The organism is Komagataeibacter europaeus LMG 18890, assembly GCF_000285295.1.
GTDB classification, from domain to species: Bacteria; Pseudomonadota; Alphaproteobacteria; order Acetobacterales; family Acetobacteraceae; genus Komagataeibacter; species Komagataeibacter europaeus.
In genome coordinates this window covers 1-15,898 of sequence record NZ_CADP01000028.1, presented here as the reverse complement: position 1 = coordinate 15,898, position 15,898 = coordinate 1, and the positions used below count along the sequence as shown (strand labels likewise).

The window sequence follows — 15,898 nt, the reverse complement described above, 5'->3', positions numbered from 1 at the left end:
CAAGAAGGTTCGAGAAATCCCCATGCCCCTCCTGCGCACCCTGATCCGTGTGGTCCTGACCCTGGCGGTCGTGACGATGGCCATCGTCATGGGCGTCACCTTATGGGACACCTACATGATTGCCCCCTGGACACGTGACGGACGTGTCCGCGTCTATGTCGTGGACGTGGCGCCGGAAGTGTCGGGAACCGTGGTGCAGCTGCCCGTGGTCGACAACCAGTTCGTGCACCGGGGCGATCCCCTGTTCGTGCTTGACCCCGTCCGTTTCCGTCTGGCCATACGCGAGGCGCAGGCCCGTCTGGACGGGGCGCTGGAAGACCTGAAGCTCAAGCAGAATGATGCACGCCGCCGCATGGGACTGGGCGGTATCGTGTCGGCGGAAGAACAGGAAGTCTTCAACTCGAACGTGGCGACGCAGATCGCGTCGGTCGATGCGGCGCGCGCGGCCCTTGACCTGGCCAAGCTGAACCTGCAGCGCTCCATCCTGTATTCCCCGGTCAACGGCAACATCACCAACCTCAACCTGCGGGTGGGTGACTACGTCACGGCGGGCCATGCGCGGCTGGCGGTGATTGACGCCGACTCCTACTGGGTCAACGGCTATTTCGAGGAAACGAAGATGTGGGGCGTGCATGTGGGTGACGATGCGCGTGTCAAGCTGATGGGTTACAAGGACATCCTGCCCGGTCATGTGGTCAGTATCGCCCGCGGTATCAATGACCAGAACGGCAGGCCCGACGGTCTCGGGCTGCAGGATGTCAGCCCGATCTTCACATGGGTGCGGCTGGCGCAGCGTATCCCGGTCCGTATCCACCTGGACCATGTGCCTGACAGCGTGACACTGGCGGCCGGCATGACCGCCACGATCAGCGTCGGTCCCCAGTCCCGTACCCAACGCGGCCGTCTGACGACATGGCTGCAAGACCACCTGTAAGGCGCCGGGCACGATCATGAACATCAACGCAGTTACCCGCCGGACCGGCCTGTTCCTGACATCGGCCATTTTCCTGGCCGGTTGTACGGTAGGCCCCCGCTACCAGCCCGACCGGATGAAACCCCCGGCCAAGTTTACCGAGGATGACCACGCCGCCACCCCCGAGGAAATCGAGGAAACCAACAAGGAACTGAAACAGTGGTGGCACCTGTTCAAGGATCCTGAACTCGACAAGCTGGTCGACAAGGCGATTACAGGGAATTACAACCTGCAGGTCGCGGGCCAGAGGATCATGGCCGAACGCGCGATCCGTGACGTGCAGGCATCGCAGTGGTATCCGCAGGTGGATACGCAGGCATCCGCCGGTAATGTCCGGTATTCGATCAATATCGACAACTGGCCGCTGCGTCCGGGTACAGCTGCCGGGTCGGCAAACCAGCCACAGGCCGCCTATCTGGGTTATGGTTTCAGCGCCAGCTGGCAGATTGACGTGTTCGGTCGCATCCGCCGCAGCGTGGAAGCCGAGAACCGCGCAGTCGAGGAATCGATCGAGGACCGTCGCGCCGTCATGGTCATGATGCTGTCCGAACTGGCTGGTGACTACATGATGTTGCGCGACCAGCAGTTGCGGCTGGAAATCGCCAACAACAACATCCACGTCGCACAGGACGCCTATGACCTGACCAACCGCCTGTACCTGGAAGGCGTGGGTAACACCATGCAGATTGCGCAGGCCAAGGCGGAACTGGATTCGCAGACAGCAGCGCGTGAACCGCTGAAAACCCATATTTCCCAGATCACGCATGCGATTGACGTGTTGATGGGGCAGATGCCCGGCACATCGGAACTGGAACTGAAGGTGGTCAGGCCGCTGCCGCCGGTGCCGGAATTCCCGTCCACCCTGCCGTCCATGGTCATCGCCAACCGTCCCGATATCCGCAAGGCGGAACGCACCTATGCCGAAGCAACGGCGCGTATTGGCGTGGCCGTCGCCCAGCTTTACCCGAACTTCACCATTCCGCTGAACTTCAATCCCAATGCATCGGCCCTGTATCAGGTGTTCCAGATGGGCGGCATGAGCTGGCAGTTCCTGATGATGGCGTCCCTGCCGCTGATGCATGGCGGGAAATATACCTCCCAGATCCGCATGGCGCAGGCTGCGGCCGAAGCCAGCCGGCTTGCCTATCGCCAGTCCGTCCTCAACGGCTTCAAGGAAGTCGAGGACGCGATGGCCGCATGGCATGATGATGAAGAACACACCGAACTGCTGGCCAAGGCTGCGGAAGACAGCTCATTGGCCAGTGAGCGCGCGCGCAAGCTGTATGCCGCCGGCCTGGTCGGGTTCCTGGAAGTGCTGACAACCGAACGCACGACCCTGAATGCCCAGAACGCCGAGGCCATGGCGCGGCTGGAACGCCTGCAGGATGCCATCAACCTTTACACGGCGCTGGGCGCAGGCTGGCAGGGGATTGCCCTGACCAATACCACCCTGCCCGTATCACTGGAAAAGCAGAATATCCTGGCCCGCGCTTTCCAGCAGTAATACAGCCGCTGTCCTGCTGGCCGCCGCAAGGGTGGGCCAGCAGGGCAGGTATCCTGCCCGCGCAGGGTCCAGTCCGATCCCATCACGTTACATGATCCGTTCTTTGTAAACTGGTCCAGGCTGCCGCGATCCATGAATAGGGCGCTGACAACTTAATTCGATAAAATCATGCCCGATGATTGTCCTGCGTCCTGCATATGCTAAACAGGTCCGCATATGCGAGCTTGGCGGAATGGTAGACGCACGAGACTTAAAATCTTGCGCCCGCAACAGGGCGTGCGGGTTCGAGTCCCGCAGCTCGCAGATCCTACGGACATCATGACCGTGCGCCGGAATGTCCGTTTCGCAGGCTGACTTAAGCGACCTGTTCATTCCCCCTGAAAACGGACGTCACGCAGACAGGCCCACAGGCATGAATGTTGCCTGCGGGCCTGCCAGAACGCATGACCTGTGACCGTATCAGTCTCTGTAATCCGGCTGTTCACGATCGAGCTTGCGGCGCAGGGCCTGCCAGATCAGGCGGCCCTGATCGGGATCATCATCAAACTGCTTTTTCGCGCGCAGGATCTGCGTCTCGGACGGAATGTGCAGCGGCACCCCCGTCGCCTGCGCCGCGATCTGAATGCTGCAGGCCTGATTCAGATAATACATGCGGTAGAATGTATGCGCGACGGTCGTGCCGACGGTCAGCAGTCCGTGGTTCTGCAGAATCAGCGCATTACGGTCACCAAGGTCGCGCACCAGACGCTCGCGCTCGCTCAGGTTATCATCCGCCGCAATCCCCTCGTAGGGATGAAAGGCGACACTGCCGTAGAATTCCATGTTGATCTGGTTCAGCGGCAGGACATTCTGGTCCTGTGCCGCCACCACCATGCCGGGAATGGTATGGGTATGCATGACGCAGGCGGCATCGGGCCTGCTGCGGTGGATGGCGGAATGGATGACAAACCCCGCCGGGTTGATCGGCCATGACGTTTCCTGCCTAGGCAGGCCGTCCGCATCCACCACGACCAGGGAGCTGGCGGTAATTTCCTCGAACAGAAGGCCGTAGGGATTGACCAGATAGGCATGATTTGGCCCCGGCAGACGCACGGACAGGTGCGTATAGACAAGGTCGGTCATGCCGAAATGCGCGATCAGGCGATAGGCTGCTGCCAGATCCTCACGCAGGGCCTGCTCTGTCATGGCAGATGATGTAGCCGGTGCAGTAGACATGATGTCGGAAAATCCCATCCTGTAGCAAATGCCTGGCCGCCGTGGCGGGATCAGGCCTTATCGTTTTTTGCGCGCTTGAAATGCCCGAACGTGGCCACCTTGCGCGCGCCCGTGGGCAGCGACAGCGTCCCGTCCGCCACGCGACGGACAAGGTACTGATAGGTCTGCAGCGCCTGCGCCCACATGTGTTCCCCGATGGTAATGGTTTCATAATCCTGCGCACCATTGGCGAAGGCTGGCAGCGGCTGAATCCTGGTATGATAGTCGCAGGCATAGAACAGGGGAAAGGAATATCGTTCCGCCGGGACGCTGCGGACACGATGCGCCGTCGCGACAAAGGCCCCCGCGGTCATGACTTCCAGCATGTCGCCAATATTGACCACAAAGGCGCCCGGTACCGGCGGCGCGTCAATCCAGTCGCCATTGCCGTTCATGACTTCCAGCCCCGGCTGCTCCGCCAGCAGGATGGTAAAGCATTCATAATCGGTATGCGCGCCAATCCCGGGCGCATCCTTTACATCCGCATCATACGGATAATGGATCATGCGCAGTTTGGACGGCGGGAAATTGGCGTGGTCATCGAAATACGTTTCCGGCAGCCCGAGCGCCAGGGCAAAGCCACGGAACAGCGTGCGGCCCAGCGCGAAAACAGATTTGTAATACGCCTCGGCTTCCGCACGGAAACCGGGCACGGTGGGCCAGTTGTTCGGCCCCAGAAGCGGCGTGCCCGCCTTGACCAGCGGGTTATCGGCCGGAACCTCGAACCCGATGTCAAAGGCTTCCTTATGGTCGGGACGGCCCTTGCTATAGACTTCCTCGCCTTCCGGCACGTAGCCCTTATGCGTGGCGGACGTGCCGATGTAGTATTTCATCTTTTCTTCGTAAGGCAGCGCGAAGAAATCCCGCGCCGCCTTGCGCACGCCCGCGATCTCGGCATCCGGCACCTGATGGCCGGAGATATAAAGGAAGCCGACATTGCGCGCCGCCGCCCCGAGTTCCTCCGCCACGGCCTGCCGTGCGGCAAGGTCAGGACTGTACAGCCCCGCGATATTTACAACGGGAATGGAAGTAAAGGTCTCGACGTGACCGGGTTTTACCGTATCCTGTATGGTAGACGTCATGACGCGTTATCCTGTTGCCTGGTCGATATGAAGTCCAGAAAATGCTGGCGTTCCGTCTGCCCCATCCACACATTCAGCCCCCACAGGTCGGCCACCGGCGCATTGGTGAAGGGAAGCGTGTGCAGGTAGCCATCCGGCCCGCATTCGGGGGTCAGGGTGGTGGTGGTGTAGCCCCGCGCCATCTGGGACTGCCAGACCTTTTCCCAGAACTGCTGGTGAAACCGCAGGGCAGGCTGGTATTCGGGGGCCGCCGGATGGGGCACCTGCGGTCCCTGGTCATATCCCACGCGGGCCTGCACATGATGGACCCGGCTGACAAAGGCGCTGAAATCATCCAGCGGGTCATCAAGCAGCCGTTCGCAGGTCACGACCCAGTGGCTGATATCGGTCGTGAACAGCACGTCGGGATGCTGGCGGATGACCTCCAGCGTCATCCACGGGCTGGACAGGATGCGCGCGCGATGGGTTTCGAAACTGCACAGCAAACCGGTATCGCGTGCCACATCCTGCGCCCGCGCAATGAATTCGACCTGCTGGGCCGCATTCCACCGGTCATTGCCACCCAGCACGTTGATGAAACGGGGTGACATGGGCACCGCACGTTCCAGTATGGCGCGCAGGTCGGTGACATGGTCATCCACGCTGGCCGCCTGGCGGGGCAGCACGCCACCACCGGTCATGGCGATGCCGATATAGGGCACGCCTTCGCCGCGCAGGATCCGCGCGCATTCGGCCGCCTGTGCCGCAGTGGGTGGGATACGTGCCTCGATCCCGTCAAAACCCGCCGCCCGCATATCGGCAACGGGCTGGTCCCATGGACGGGTATCGCCCCACAGCGTCTTGAAGACATCCAGTTGCATCAGTTGACGCTCCCTGGCGTGGAACAGATGGAAAAGCCGAACGGGATCGAGGCACGGATCATGTAATGCAGCTACCCCCTCAATAGACGCGGAATGATATGTTTATGCAACGACGATCAACCGTTGCGGTCATATGTGTAAATAGGAATTTTCCAAAGTACACTTAGGCACACACGGCACCAAAGGCAGACCAGGCAAAAAGCGGTATCGCGTCATTTGCCCGATCGGTCGGCGGCCTGTATCTGACGGCCATGGGACACGGTATCCCAGGGGGACATGATGCAGACAAATCCTGACAAGGCGCTCGCTCTACTGATTGACGGGGATAATGCATCACCCAGGGTCATCATTGGCCTGCTGGAAGAAATCGCCAGTTACGGGGTTGCCAGCGTCAAGCGCATCTATGGCGACTGGACAAAGCCCAACCTGAATGGCTGGAAGGAATGCCTGCTGGAACACGCAATCCAGCCCGTGCAGCAATTTGCCTATACAACCGGGAAGAACGCCACCGATGGCGCAATGATCATCGATGCGATGGACCTGCTGTATACTGGGCGGTTCGCGGGGTTCTGCATTGTATCGAGTGATAGCGATTTCGCCCGTCTTGCCGCCCGCATCCGTGAACAGGGGGTGACGGTCTACGGGTTCGGGGAACGCAAGACACCACGCCCCTTCATTACGGCATGCGACAAATTCGTCTATTTCGATGTCCTCAGCCACCACGCCGCGCATGATGTGGAGACACACAGGCACCAGACAGACCGGACCACGTCCCGTGGCCTGCCCTTCGGCCAGCCGGTGCAGACCCTCGATGAACAGGACCTGGACAAGCTGCGCAACGCCATCAACGCGTCCTCGAACGAGGATGGATGGGCCAACCTCGCCTCGGTCGGCGCCCATCTGGCCAAGCAGGCGTCGGATTTCAATGCCCGCAATTTCGGCTATGCGCGCCTGAGCGACCTGATCACCGATTCCGGTATTGTCGATGTCGAATGGGTCGGCCACCACCCCAAGGTGGTCATGGTGCGGCTGAAGAAATAACCCCGCCGCATCTGGTCTTATGCCGCGTCAATCCGGGTATCGGCCAGCAGCACGGCATGCAGCAGGACATTGGCTCCCGCCGTCGCGTCCGTCGGTTCGGCGCTTTCGGCCTCGTTATGGCTGATACCGTTCAGGCACGGGATAAACACCATGGCCGTCGGCGCCACCTGCGCCATGTAGGCGGCGTCATGCCCGGCGCCGGAGACGATATCACGCATGGGATAGCGTTCCTCCTCCGCCGCCTCACGCACGCAGGCGATGCAGGTGGGATCAAAATGCACGGCAGCTGAATTCCATACCGGCGACACGATCGCCTCAACCCCGCAATCCTCGGCCAGGGCCGCGATCCGGGCGCGGAAATCCTGCTCCATCGCCTCCAGAACCGTGTCGGACGGATTGCGCAGGTCAACGGTGAACATGACATTGCCGGGAATGACATTGCTGCTGGCGGGCTGGCAATCAACGATACCGACCGTGCCCAGGCCATCCTTATGGGACATCGCCACGCCATGCACCGCATCGATCATGCGGGCGGCGGCCCACATGGCGTCGGCGCGCATGGTCATGGGGGTTGTGCCCGCGTGGGAATCACGGCCCATGACGCGCACTTCGTACCAGCGCATGCCCTGGATGCCCTGCACCACGCCAATCGTCTTTTCTTCGGCCTCCAGCACCGGCCCCTGTTCGATATGCAGTTCGAAATACGCGGCGGCGGGATGCTGGCCACAGGGCTGCGCGCCCGCCTGTCCACCCTGCGTCAGGGCATCACCCAGGGTGATGTTGTCACGATCGGGACGGCGGCGGGCATATTCTTCGGTAAAGACCCCGGCAAATACGCCGGATGCCAGCATAGGAGGGGTAAAGCGCGCGCCTTCCTCATTCGTCCAGTTGACGACCTCGATCGGGTGACGGGTCTGGACCTTGCCATTTTCCAGCGCGCGCAGCACGGCGATACCACCCAGCACGCCCAGAATACCGTCAAAACGCCCACCTGTCGGCTGCGTGTCCAGATGGCTGCCCATCATGATCGGCTTCAGGCCGGGCTGCGTGCCGGGACGACGCGCGAACTGGTTGCCCATGGAATCATGGATGACTTCACACCCCAGCGCCCGGCACGTGGCGGCAAACCATTCGCGGACCTTCAGGTCATCCGCGCCAAGCGCCAGACGATGCAGCCCGCCACGTGCGGTCGCGCCAAAACGTGCCGTTTCCATCAGGTCGGACCATAGCTGCGCGCCATCGATCGAAATGCTGTTTTCCATGCCCATGGGTCTGTACTCCCTGTTGAATGACGCCAGACGATGCGGATCGGCAAAGGGTGCCGCAGGTCAGGATGCGCGCCCCCGCCCGGTTCCGACCATGCGACGGGACCGGGCGGGCCATGCCGCATGGCATGCACAGGCAGGGTCATGCCATGTCTGTGCTGGCGCGATGGGTCAGTCCTTCCTGAGGGACTTGCGGCGCAGCGGCATGGTCATGCAGTGGATGCTGCCGCCGCCCTGCGAGAACTGGTTGAGTTCCGGGTCCAGCACCGTCAGGCCTTCCGCGCGCAGCATCTGGTTGATGCGCGTGCAGTGATGGGGGCTGACCACGCGTTCGCGGCCCAGCGACAGGACGTTGCAGCCCATGTCCCGCATGGCTTCCTTGTAGCTGACCGGCAACAGGCGGATGCCCTGCGCGCGGAACCAGTCCAGGTCCTCATCCGCGATCACGTCCACCGCGGCGATGGCCAAGTCTTCCGCCACCATGGTGAAGATCACGTCCAGATGCAGGAAATGCTCGGGGAAGCGGATCATGCGGCAGGTCCAGCCGGCTTCCTCGAACCAGCTTATGAACTCGGCGGCGCCTGCTTCGTCCGTGCGGCCACCGCTGACGCCAACCGCCAGCAGGCCGGGACGGATGATGTGGATGTCACCGCCTTCGATATGGCCCTTCGTGCAGGTCTTCCAGATTTCATCCTTGCCGTAGAATTCATGGATCGGCGTGATTTCCGCCGTGCGCTCGGGACGGGCGAGGTTGGTGACGACAGTGCCGAACGGCGTGGTCTGGGAACTGTCGCGGGTGTACACCTCGTACGGCATATCCTTGTGCGGGGTCAGGAAATGGCAGCTGACCTGTTCGCCTTCCAGCGTGGCGACAAGTTCCCTGAACTGGGCATTCAGCGCGGCGCGGTCGATCTTCGCACCGTTGGCCATGCTCTGGATGGCGATATCATTACTGGGAATCCAGGAATAATAGTCAGGGGGACATAGCAGCACATCCGCCAGATCCCCGGTTTCACTGTCAATAAACCAGCGGTTCGCGACCATTGCCTTTAATCCTTGTCACATAACTGAATACACTAGGGTATTTCCAGAAAGATAACGGTGGGTACGGACGTTCAAATATCAATGGTCCATAGTTTACTTTGTATTTTCATTAATCTTGACATATGCAACGCCCGCCCCCGTTACCATTACCATCAGGCGCGCGCGGATACGGCAACCGCGCAGGCCGGACGTTTTTCATTTCCAGATCAACATATTACGCTTTTCCACCCGACAACCGCACATAATCATTCCACCTGCCCATCGTTGCGGTTTATGGATAAACCTGACAACGAATTGGCCATTTCCGACAATGAGAAGCGACAGATGCCTGCCTATGTTCTTATACAGGAATAATTCCGGTTGCCAGCATGGCGGCACGGCATGTTCCATGTCTGATACCTGGTGGACCGGTCCTGCATGACGCGAGAACATACATCAAGTCCGGGCAACAGCGCGCCCACGCGCCGCAAGGCGCCACACCGCAAGGCCGCCGGTTTTCACGGCCAGATCGCCGAGGTGGACCTGCGCCTGCTGCGTGTGTTCCGCACGGTGGCCGAACATGGCGGTTTCGCCGCCGCCGAAGTGGCGCTGGGCAAAAGCAAGTCTTCCATCAGCATCGACATCTCGGCGCTGGAAAACCGGCTTGGCCTGCGGCTGTGCATGCGCGGGCGCAGCGGGTTCGCGCTGACGGCGGAAGGGCGGATGGTGATGGAAGCCACCAATACCCTGTTTTCCGACATCGCGCGCTTCCAGCAGCGCATCAACGAGGCCAGCGGCACCCTATCGGGGCGGTTCTGCCTGTATGTGCCCGACAATATCCAGATCCATGGCGAAACCGCTCTGGTCCGCGCGATTGAAATCTTCACCACGCGCCACCCGGGGGTGTTCCTTGATATCCGTTCCGCGTCCTCGCGGGAGGTGGAATTCGCGGTGCTGAACGGACAGGCTTCCGCCGGGATCATGCTGAACCCGCGCCACCTGCCCAACATGCACGCAACCCCCCTGTTCCGCGAGGCACTGCACCTGTTCTGCGGCATGCGCCATCCACTGTTCAACATGCCCGAGGACGCAATCACCCCCGAGGTACTGTCCCAGCATCGCATGATCGCGGTGTCGGGCGCCGCGTCGTCGCCCATGTGGGAGGGGATACGCCCCCGCCTGACCTTCGCCGCCGCCGCGGAAAACGTTGATTCGCGCGCGCTGCTGATCCTGTCGGGCAGCTATCTCGGTTTCCTGCCCGACCCCTTTGCCCAGCCCCTGCTGCGGGATGGCCTGCTGCGCCGCATCACGCTGGGGGGGCTGGAACTGATTACGGGCTTCTACTTCATTGCCCGGCCATCACCCGAAACCGGGCTGATGGTCGATATATTCCGCCGCATTCTGGAAGAAGCCTGCTAGCGCGGGCGCCAATTCATGGTTTTCCACCCCCGACACCTGCCCCATACCCGCGTGGAGCACACCATATGACCCATTCCATGGCGCGGTTCATGCGCCGCTGTTCTTCCCGCTTCCGCCCCCGTGCGCTGGCGGCGGCCCTTGCCGGGGTGCTGGCCATTGCGGGTAGCGCACAGGCCGCAGAACCCGACCTGCCCGGCTTCATCCATGACGGTACGCTGACCGTCTGTACCAACCCCACCCTGCCACCGATGACATTCGTGAATGGCACCGATGTCAACGCCGTGGACGGGATCGACATGGACATCGCCCACCGGCTGGCGGATTACTGGCATGTGCCCATGGTTGTGACGACCATGGACTTTACCGGCCTGTTCCCCAGCCTTGCGGCGCAGCGATGCTCGATGGTGGCCAGTGGCATCATCAAGCTGCCGGAGCGCGAGAAGAATTTTGACGCCATATCCTATCAGGATACCGCCCTGGTGGTCGTGGCGCGCGCCGGCACGCCCCGCCTGTCCAGCATGGCCGACCTGTCGGGCAAGACGGTGGCCGTGCAGTCGGGCACCAGCTACAGCGCCCGTCTGGCGCAGGAAAACGAGGCACTGGCCAAAGCCGGTCGCGCGCCCATCATCATCCAGCAGTACCCGACCGAGGACCAGGTGGTGCAGCAGGTGCTGATCGGTCGCGTTTTCGCCTTCGCCAGCCAGGATGTGGAGCTGTACTACCGGCAGGAGCAGCTGCACGGAAAGGTCAGCGTCATCCTGGTGCCGCCCTATCCCGAATACCGGCATTTCGCGCTGTATATCCGCAAGAACGCGCATGACCGCGAACTGCTGGAACAGGCCATCGCCACCATGGGCCAGAACGGGCAGATGGCGGCAATCCAGAAGAAATGGGCCATTTCCCCTGATGCGGCCAAGGCGCTGGCCAACACGCCCGCCCCCCCGATGTTCCGATGGGATACGTTCTTTTCCGCGCTGACATCGGCCGCCTTCATGCGCGGCGCGTTCATCACGCTGGCGGTTGCCGTCCTGTCGCATTTTACCGCCATCATGATCTCGATCCCGATGGCGCTGGCGCTGAACGGGCGGGACTCGCTGCTCAAGATGGCGCTGAAGGGATATGTATCGGTATTCCGTGGTGCGCCGACGCTGCTGCAGCTGCTGTTCATATGGAATGCGCTGCCGCAGTTCCTGCCGATCTTCCGCGAGGCATGGTTTACCCCCTTCCTGGCCACATGGCTGTCGCTGTCGATCAACGAATCCGCCTATCAGGTCGAAATCAACCGCGCGGCCCTGGGCGCGGTGGACAAGGGACAGGAACTGGCTGGAGACGCGCTGGCCATGTCCCGGCGGCAGGTGTACCGCCATGTCATCTTCCCGCAGGCGCTGCGCATTGCGCTGCCGCCGACCATCAATGAATTCATAAGCCTGCTGAAAACCACGTCGCTGGCATCCGTCATCTCGCTTCAGGAACTGCTGGCGGTGACCCAGATCCAGGTGGCGCGCACGTTCGAGTTCACGGAATATTACGCTGCGGCGCTGGTATATTACCTCGCCATGGTTTTCTTCTTCCTGTTTCTGCAGAAACGTGTTGAACGCCGTTTTGCATGGGCTGACCGTCACAAGGCGACCGCAAATGAATCCTGATCCCAAGACCATGCCGGACCCGTCGGCCATGATTTCGGTACGTAACCTGAGCAAGCTGTACAAGGATTTCATCGCACTCGACCGGATCAGCTTCGATGTGCAGCGCGGGGAAAAGATTGTCGTGCTGGGACCGTCCGGTTCGGGCAAGTCAACGCTGATCCGCTGCTTCAACCGCATCGAACCGCATGACAGCGGCATCCTGAGCATTGATGGCCGGGTCATCAATGCGCAGACCGACCTTACGCAACTGCGTGCAACAGTCGGTCTGGTGTTCCAGAACTACAATCTGTTCCCGCATCTGAGCGTACTGGACAACTGCACGCTGGCCCCCCGCCTGGTCAAGAAAACCCCGCGCGCCGATGCGGAGGAAATGGCCATGCGATTCCTGCGGCAGGTCAATATCGCCGAGCAGGCCAACAAATACCCCATCCAGCTATCGGGTGGGCAGCAGCAGCGCGTGGCGATCGCGCGCGCATTGTGCATGCAGCCCGAGGTCATGCTGTTTGACGAACCGACCGCGGCCCTGGACCCCGAAGCGATTTCGGGCGTGGTCGGGATCATGAACGACCTTGCGCAGCAGGGCATAACCACCCTGTGCGTCACCCATGAAATGGGGTTTGCGCGGCATATCGCCGACCGCATCATCTTCATGGACAAGGGCCGTATTCTGGAAATCACGCCCCCGGCCGAATTCTTCACAAACCCCAGGACGCAGCGCGCGCGGGATTTCCTTGACCAGATGATTTCCTACTGAATGGCATGCCTCGCATATTGCAAAGTAAGATTTACAATATTTCAAACGAACCGGGACCAAAATCGTTATTAAATAGGAATAACAAAAGGCGTGGCCTCACACTCACGACATAGCCGTGGGTCATGCTCTATAATAATTGTCAAGTATATATATCATGGATGGGAATAAATAAGGATATGGTGTTTCGATACATATCGAACATTTCTTTTTGTATTCACTCCCATCCCCACCGCACCCTGCGGATGCACGATACATCACCCGGACAAGACAAAGAAAAAGGAACGCTGTCATGAAATGGTGCCCTCATGCCCGTATCCTTCCCCATGCACGGCGCGGCGGGATAGCTGGTTTCCTCATGACATCCACCGCATGTGCCACCCTTGCACATGCGGCCCCCACGACAGGGGTGGGACAGCACCGGCCCACAACCACCACGCACGCCGTTCATGCGCCAGTCCATCACGCAGCCCCGCAATTGCCGGAAACGATCCATGTCTCCCGCACGCGCCAGCAGGCCTATCACAGCCAGCCGGGCACGGTGAATGTCATAAGCGGCGCGGAACTGCGCCAGCTACGGCTGGAAAGCCCCAAGGACATCGCAGCCTTCGTGCCCGGTGTCACGGCGGTGAACGCGACATCGGGCAGCACGCCCATTTTCTCCATCCGTGGCGTCGGGCTGGATGACTACAGCGGCACCAACATGGGCGGCATCGGCATCTACCTTGACGGTGTCTTCGCCCCCTATCCCGAATTCTATTCGGGACAGATGCTCGATGTGCAGAACATCGCCGTGGAAAAGGGGCCGCAGGGTTTCGATTACGGGCGCAGCACCACCGGCGGGTCGATGAATGTCGAATCTGTCAAGCCGGACAACAAATTTGGCGGTTATGCCGACTGGGGTTACAGCAGCTACAACACCAATACCGGAAAATTCGCGGTCAACGTGCCGATTACGGACCGGATCTTCAACCGTACCGCCTTCAGCTACACCAAGGGCGATGGATGGCAGCATGACATCCATACCAACGAACGTTATGGCGCGCAGGACATTCTGGCAGTGCGCAACCTGACCAAATTCGTCATTGATGACAAATCGTCCCTGCTGCTGAACCTGCATTATACCCGCAACCGTGGCACGCCCAGTTCGCCACAGGACACCAATGCGGACAGCATGTATGGCACGCCCACGGGTGCGATTGGCGTGGGACCGAACGCCTCCGCCAACGCGGTAAACGTGGGAAACCAGGACGTGCGCCGCCAGGAAGATGGTGGGGGCGTGTCGGTTACCTATAACCGTGACTTCAGCTTTGGCCAGTTCGTCTCGACCACGGCCATTGATTTTTACCGTCGCAACATTATCGACAACTATGACGGTGAATCCCTGCATATCGGCGATAACAACTGGCAGGACCAGTCGATTGCCCAGATGCACGACATGCACCTGCGTACCAATATCGCCAAACGCCTGCACCTGACGGTGGGCGTGTATGAATCCTATGACAAGATCAAGGGCACCTACAGCGATCAGGAAGATGTCGATTTCGCCGCTGCCGGCGTAAGCCCGTTCGACGCGCCACCCGCAACCTTCGCCCAGCATTTTACCCAGCAGAATGTCTCGACCGGCGTGTACGTCAATACCGTGACAAACGTCATCAAGAACCTTGATTTCATTGCATCAGGCCGCTTTTCCTATGATGATCGCGCCTATCGGGGCGGCACGACTGACGAAACCGGCAGCCTGATCGGTGCGGGCCAGAACATTTCCTATATCAACGAAGACCACAGCTATGAACGCTATACCGGTCGCGTGGGCCTGCGCTACCGCATCCGGCCCGGTACGTTCGTGTATGGCACCATTTCCAATGGGTACAAGGCGGGATCATATTTCTCCGCCGCCTCCACGGCGCCCCAGTCGCTGGGTTATGTCCGTCCTGAAAACCTGATCGCGTATGAAGTGGGCATCAAGGCCAGCCTGCTGCACAACAGGCTGCAGCTTGAAGGCGCGCTGTTCGATTATGAATACCATAACCGGCAGACGCTGGTGCTGGCACAGATGCCCAAAACCACTGCCCTGACCCTTGGCAGCATCCCGCGCGCACGCACCCGTGGCGGCGAGATTTCGGGCACATGGCACAACGCCATTCCCAACCTGGACCTGCGCGGATCATTTGCCTATCTGGATGCCAAGATCATCGACTCCGTGGACAATGTACGCGGCCTGTCGCTTTACCAGAGCATTCCTTCGGGTTCGGCGCTGCCCTTCTCGCCGCGTTTTTCATGGGATGCGGTTGCACGCTACAACATCAACATGGACCGCTACCGCATGACGCTTCAGGCCAGCTACAGCTGGAAGGACAACATGCTGGTGGCCCTGTCCGATCCGAACGCCAAGATCAGCAAGATCAGTTCACTTGGCCTGCGCATGACCTTTGGCCCCAAGACAGAAAAGTGGTCGGCTTCGGTCTATGTTGAAAACCTGACCAACAACCATGGCGACACCTATTCCTTTACTGGCAACGACAACAGCCGTGCGCAGTACATCCAGACGCCACGCTGGGTCGGGTGTGAACTGCATTACAAGTTTGGAAAATAATGCCATCCAGTGGCATGGGATAATGGTCCGGCGCCAGGCCATTATCCCGCAATCCGTTCATCAGGATGCATCTGTCGATCAGAAAGTAATAGAAATCTCCCGGTGTCGCCTTTTTTGGGGCCTGTTGGGAATTAACGCGAATTGATGATTGCGGCGGTAAGATAAATCATCGCTGCGAATGATCTGTCGGTCTTGTCGCTTCGCATGGCGATGCGCTTGAACTCCTTGAGCTTGCAGAAGAAGTTCTCGATGAGATGGCGTGCCTTGAACAGGGCTCCATCGAAGGGTCGCCTGTCGAGGCGGTTCCGACGCTGGGGAATGACCACGCGGGCCCCTTGCGCGCGTATGGTGTCCACGATCCAGTGGACATCGAACGCCTTGTCAGCAAGAAGTCCCTCAAAATCAGCCGGTTCAAGGAGAGGCGCCACCCCGACCGTGTCGTAATGCTGGCCGGGGATAAGCGTAAAGCGGACCAGATTGCCCA

At 60.3% G+C, this 15,898-nt stretch carries 13 protein-coding genes and 1 tRNA gene; 8 read left to right on the top strand and 6 right to left on the bottom strand.

What is annotated here, in order from left to right:
• The first annotated feature begins 22 nt into the window (after positions 1–22).
• The 3 genes from GEU01_RS10230 (at position 23) to GEU01_RS10220 (ending at position 2,780) form a co-directional block, all read left to right on the top strand.
• Positions 23–934 (top strand): HlyD family efflux transporter periplasmic adaptor subunit, encoded by a 912-nt coding sequence (locus tag GEU01_RS10230; RefSeq protein WP_010510089.1) that lies wholly within the window; start codon positions 23–25, stop codon positions 932–934.
• Between the two features lie 16 nt (positions 935–950).
• Complete coding sequence (locus GEU01_RS10225) at positions 951–2,477, top strand: efflux transporter outer membrane subunit (RefSeq protein ID WP_019086004.1); 1,527 nt, start codon at positions 951–953, stop codon at positions 2,475–2,477.
• Between the two features lie 218 nt (positions 2,478–2,695).
• A tRNA-Leu gene (locus tag GEU01_RS10220) sits at positions 2,696–2,780 on the top strand.
• 156 nt (positions 2,781–2,936) lie between these two features.
• Here the strand turns inward: GEU01_RS10220 and GEU01_RS10215 are convergent.
• The 3 genes from GEU01_RS10215 to GEU01_RS10205 form a co-directional block, all read right to left on the bottom strand.
• Positions 2,937–3,662 carry a class II aldolase/adducin family protein gene (locus GEU01_RS10215; RefSeq protein WP_010510093.1) on the bottom strand — a complete coding sequence of 242 codons (726 nt, stop codon included), beginning with the start codon at positions 3,660–3,662 and terminating at the stop codon, positions 2,937–2,939.
• An 80-nt stretch (positions 3,663–3,742) separates the two neighbouring features.
• Positions 3,743–4,813, bottom strand: coding sequence for an isopenicillin N synthase family dioxygenase (locus GEU01_RS10210; RefSeq protein WP_019086003.1), 1,071 nt, complete (start codon positions 4,811–4,813; stop codon positions 3,743–3,745).
• A complete protein-coding gene (locus GEU01_RS10205) occupies positions 4,810–5,673 on the bottom strand; it encodes a sugar phosphate isomerase/epimerase family protein (RefSeq protein ID WP_019086002.1) in 864 nt (287 codons plus the stop codon). Before GEU01_RS10205 ends, GEU01_RS10210 begins: the two co-directional genes overlap by 4 nt.
• 276 nt (positions 5,674–5,949) lie before the next feature.
• On the opposite strand from GEU01_RS10205, the gene GEU01_RS10200 reads away from it, so the two are divergent.
• Entirely contained in the window at positions 5,950–6,714 is a 765-nt protein-coding gene (locus GEU01_RS10200; RefSeq protein ID WP_019086001.1) for an NYN domain-containing protein, read from the top strand.
• A 17-nt stretch (positions 6,715–6,731) separates the two neighbouring features.
• Here GEU01_RS10200 and GEU01_RS10195 read toward each other — a convergent pair whose 3' ends face one another.
• Entirely contained in the window at positions 6,732–7,982 is a 1,251-nt protein-coding gene (locus tag GEU01_RS10195) for a M20 family metallo-hydrolase (protein ID WP_019086000.1), read from the bottom strand.
• Positions 7,983–8,150: 168 nt separating this feature from the next.
• The gene (locus tag GEU01_RS10190; protein WP_010510104.1) at positions 8,151–9,023 is read right to left on the bottom strand and encodes a dimethylarginine dimethylaminohydrolase family protein; all 873 of its coding nucleotides are present in this window, start codon (positions 9,021–9,023) and stop codon (positions 8,151–8,153) included.
• A 417-nt stretch (positions 9,024–9,440) separates the two neighbouring features.
• Between GEU01_RS10190 and GEU01_RS10185 the strand changes: the two genes are divergently transcribed.
• The 4 genes from GEU01_RS10185 (at position 9,441) to GEU01_RS10170 (ending at position 15,414) form a co-directional block, all read left to right on the top strand.
• Positions 9,441–10,421, top strand: a complete 981-nt coding sequence (locus GEU01_RS10185) for a LysR family transcriptional regulator (RefSeq protein WP_019085999.1) — start codon at positions 9,441–9,443, stop codon at positions 10,419–10,421.
• Positions 10,422–10,486: 65 nt separating this feature from the next.
• On the top strand, positions 10,487–12,067 hold the full coding sequence (locus GEU01_RS10180) for an ABC transporter substrate-binding protein/permease (RefSeq protein ID WP_010510107.1): 1,581 nt from the start codon (positions 10,487–10,489) through the stop codon (positions 12,065–12,067).
• Entirely contained in the window at positions 12,057–12,821 is a 765-nt protein-coding gene (locus tag GEU01_RS10175; protein ID WP_019085998.1) for an amino acid ABC transporter ATP-binding protein, read from the top strand. The genes GEU01_RS10180 and GEU01_RS10175 overlap by 11 nt, the downstream gene beginning before the upstream one ends.
• Positions 12,822–13,176: 355 nt before the next feature.
• Positions 13,177–15,414 (top strand): TonB-dependent receptor, encoded by a 2,238-nt coding sequence (locus GEU01_RS10170; RefSeq protein WP_373321409.1) that lies wholly within the window; start codon positions 13,177–13,179, stop codon positions 15,412–15,414.
• 131 nt (positions 15,415–15,545) lie between these two features.
• Here GEU01_RS10170 and GEU01_RS10165 read toward each other — a convergent pair.
• A partial coding sequence (locus GEU01_RS10165) for an IS5/IS1182 family transposase (RefSeq protein ID WP_019085232.1) occupies positions 15,546–15,898 on the bottom strand: 353 nt, incomplete at its 5' end.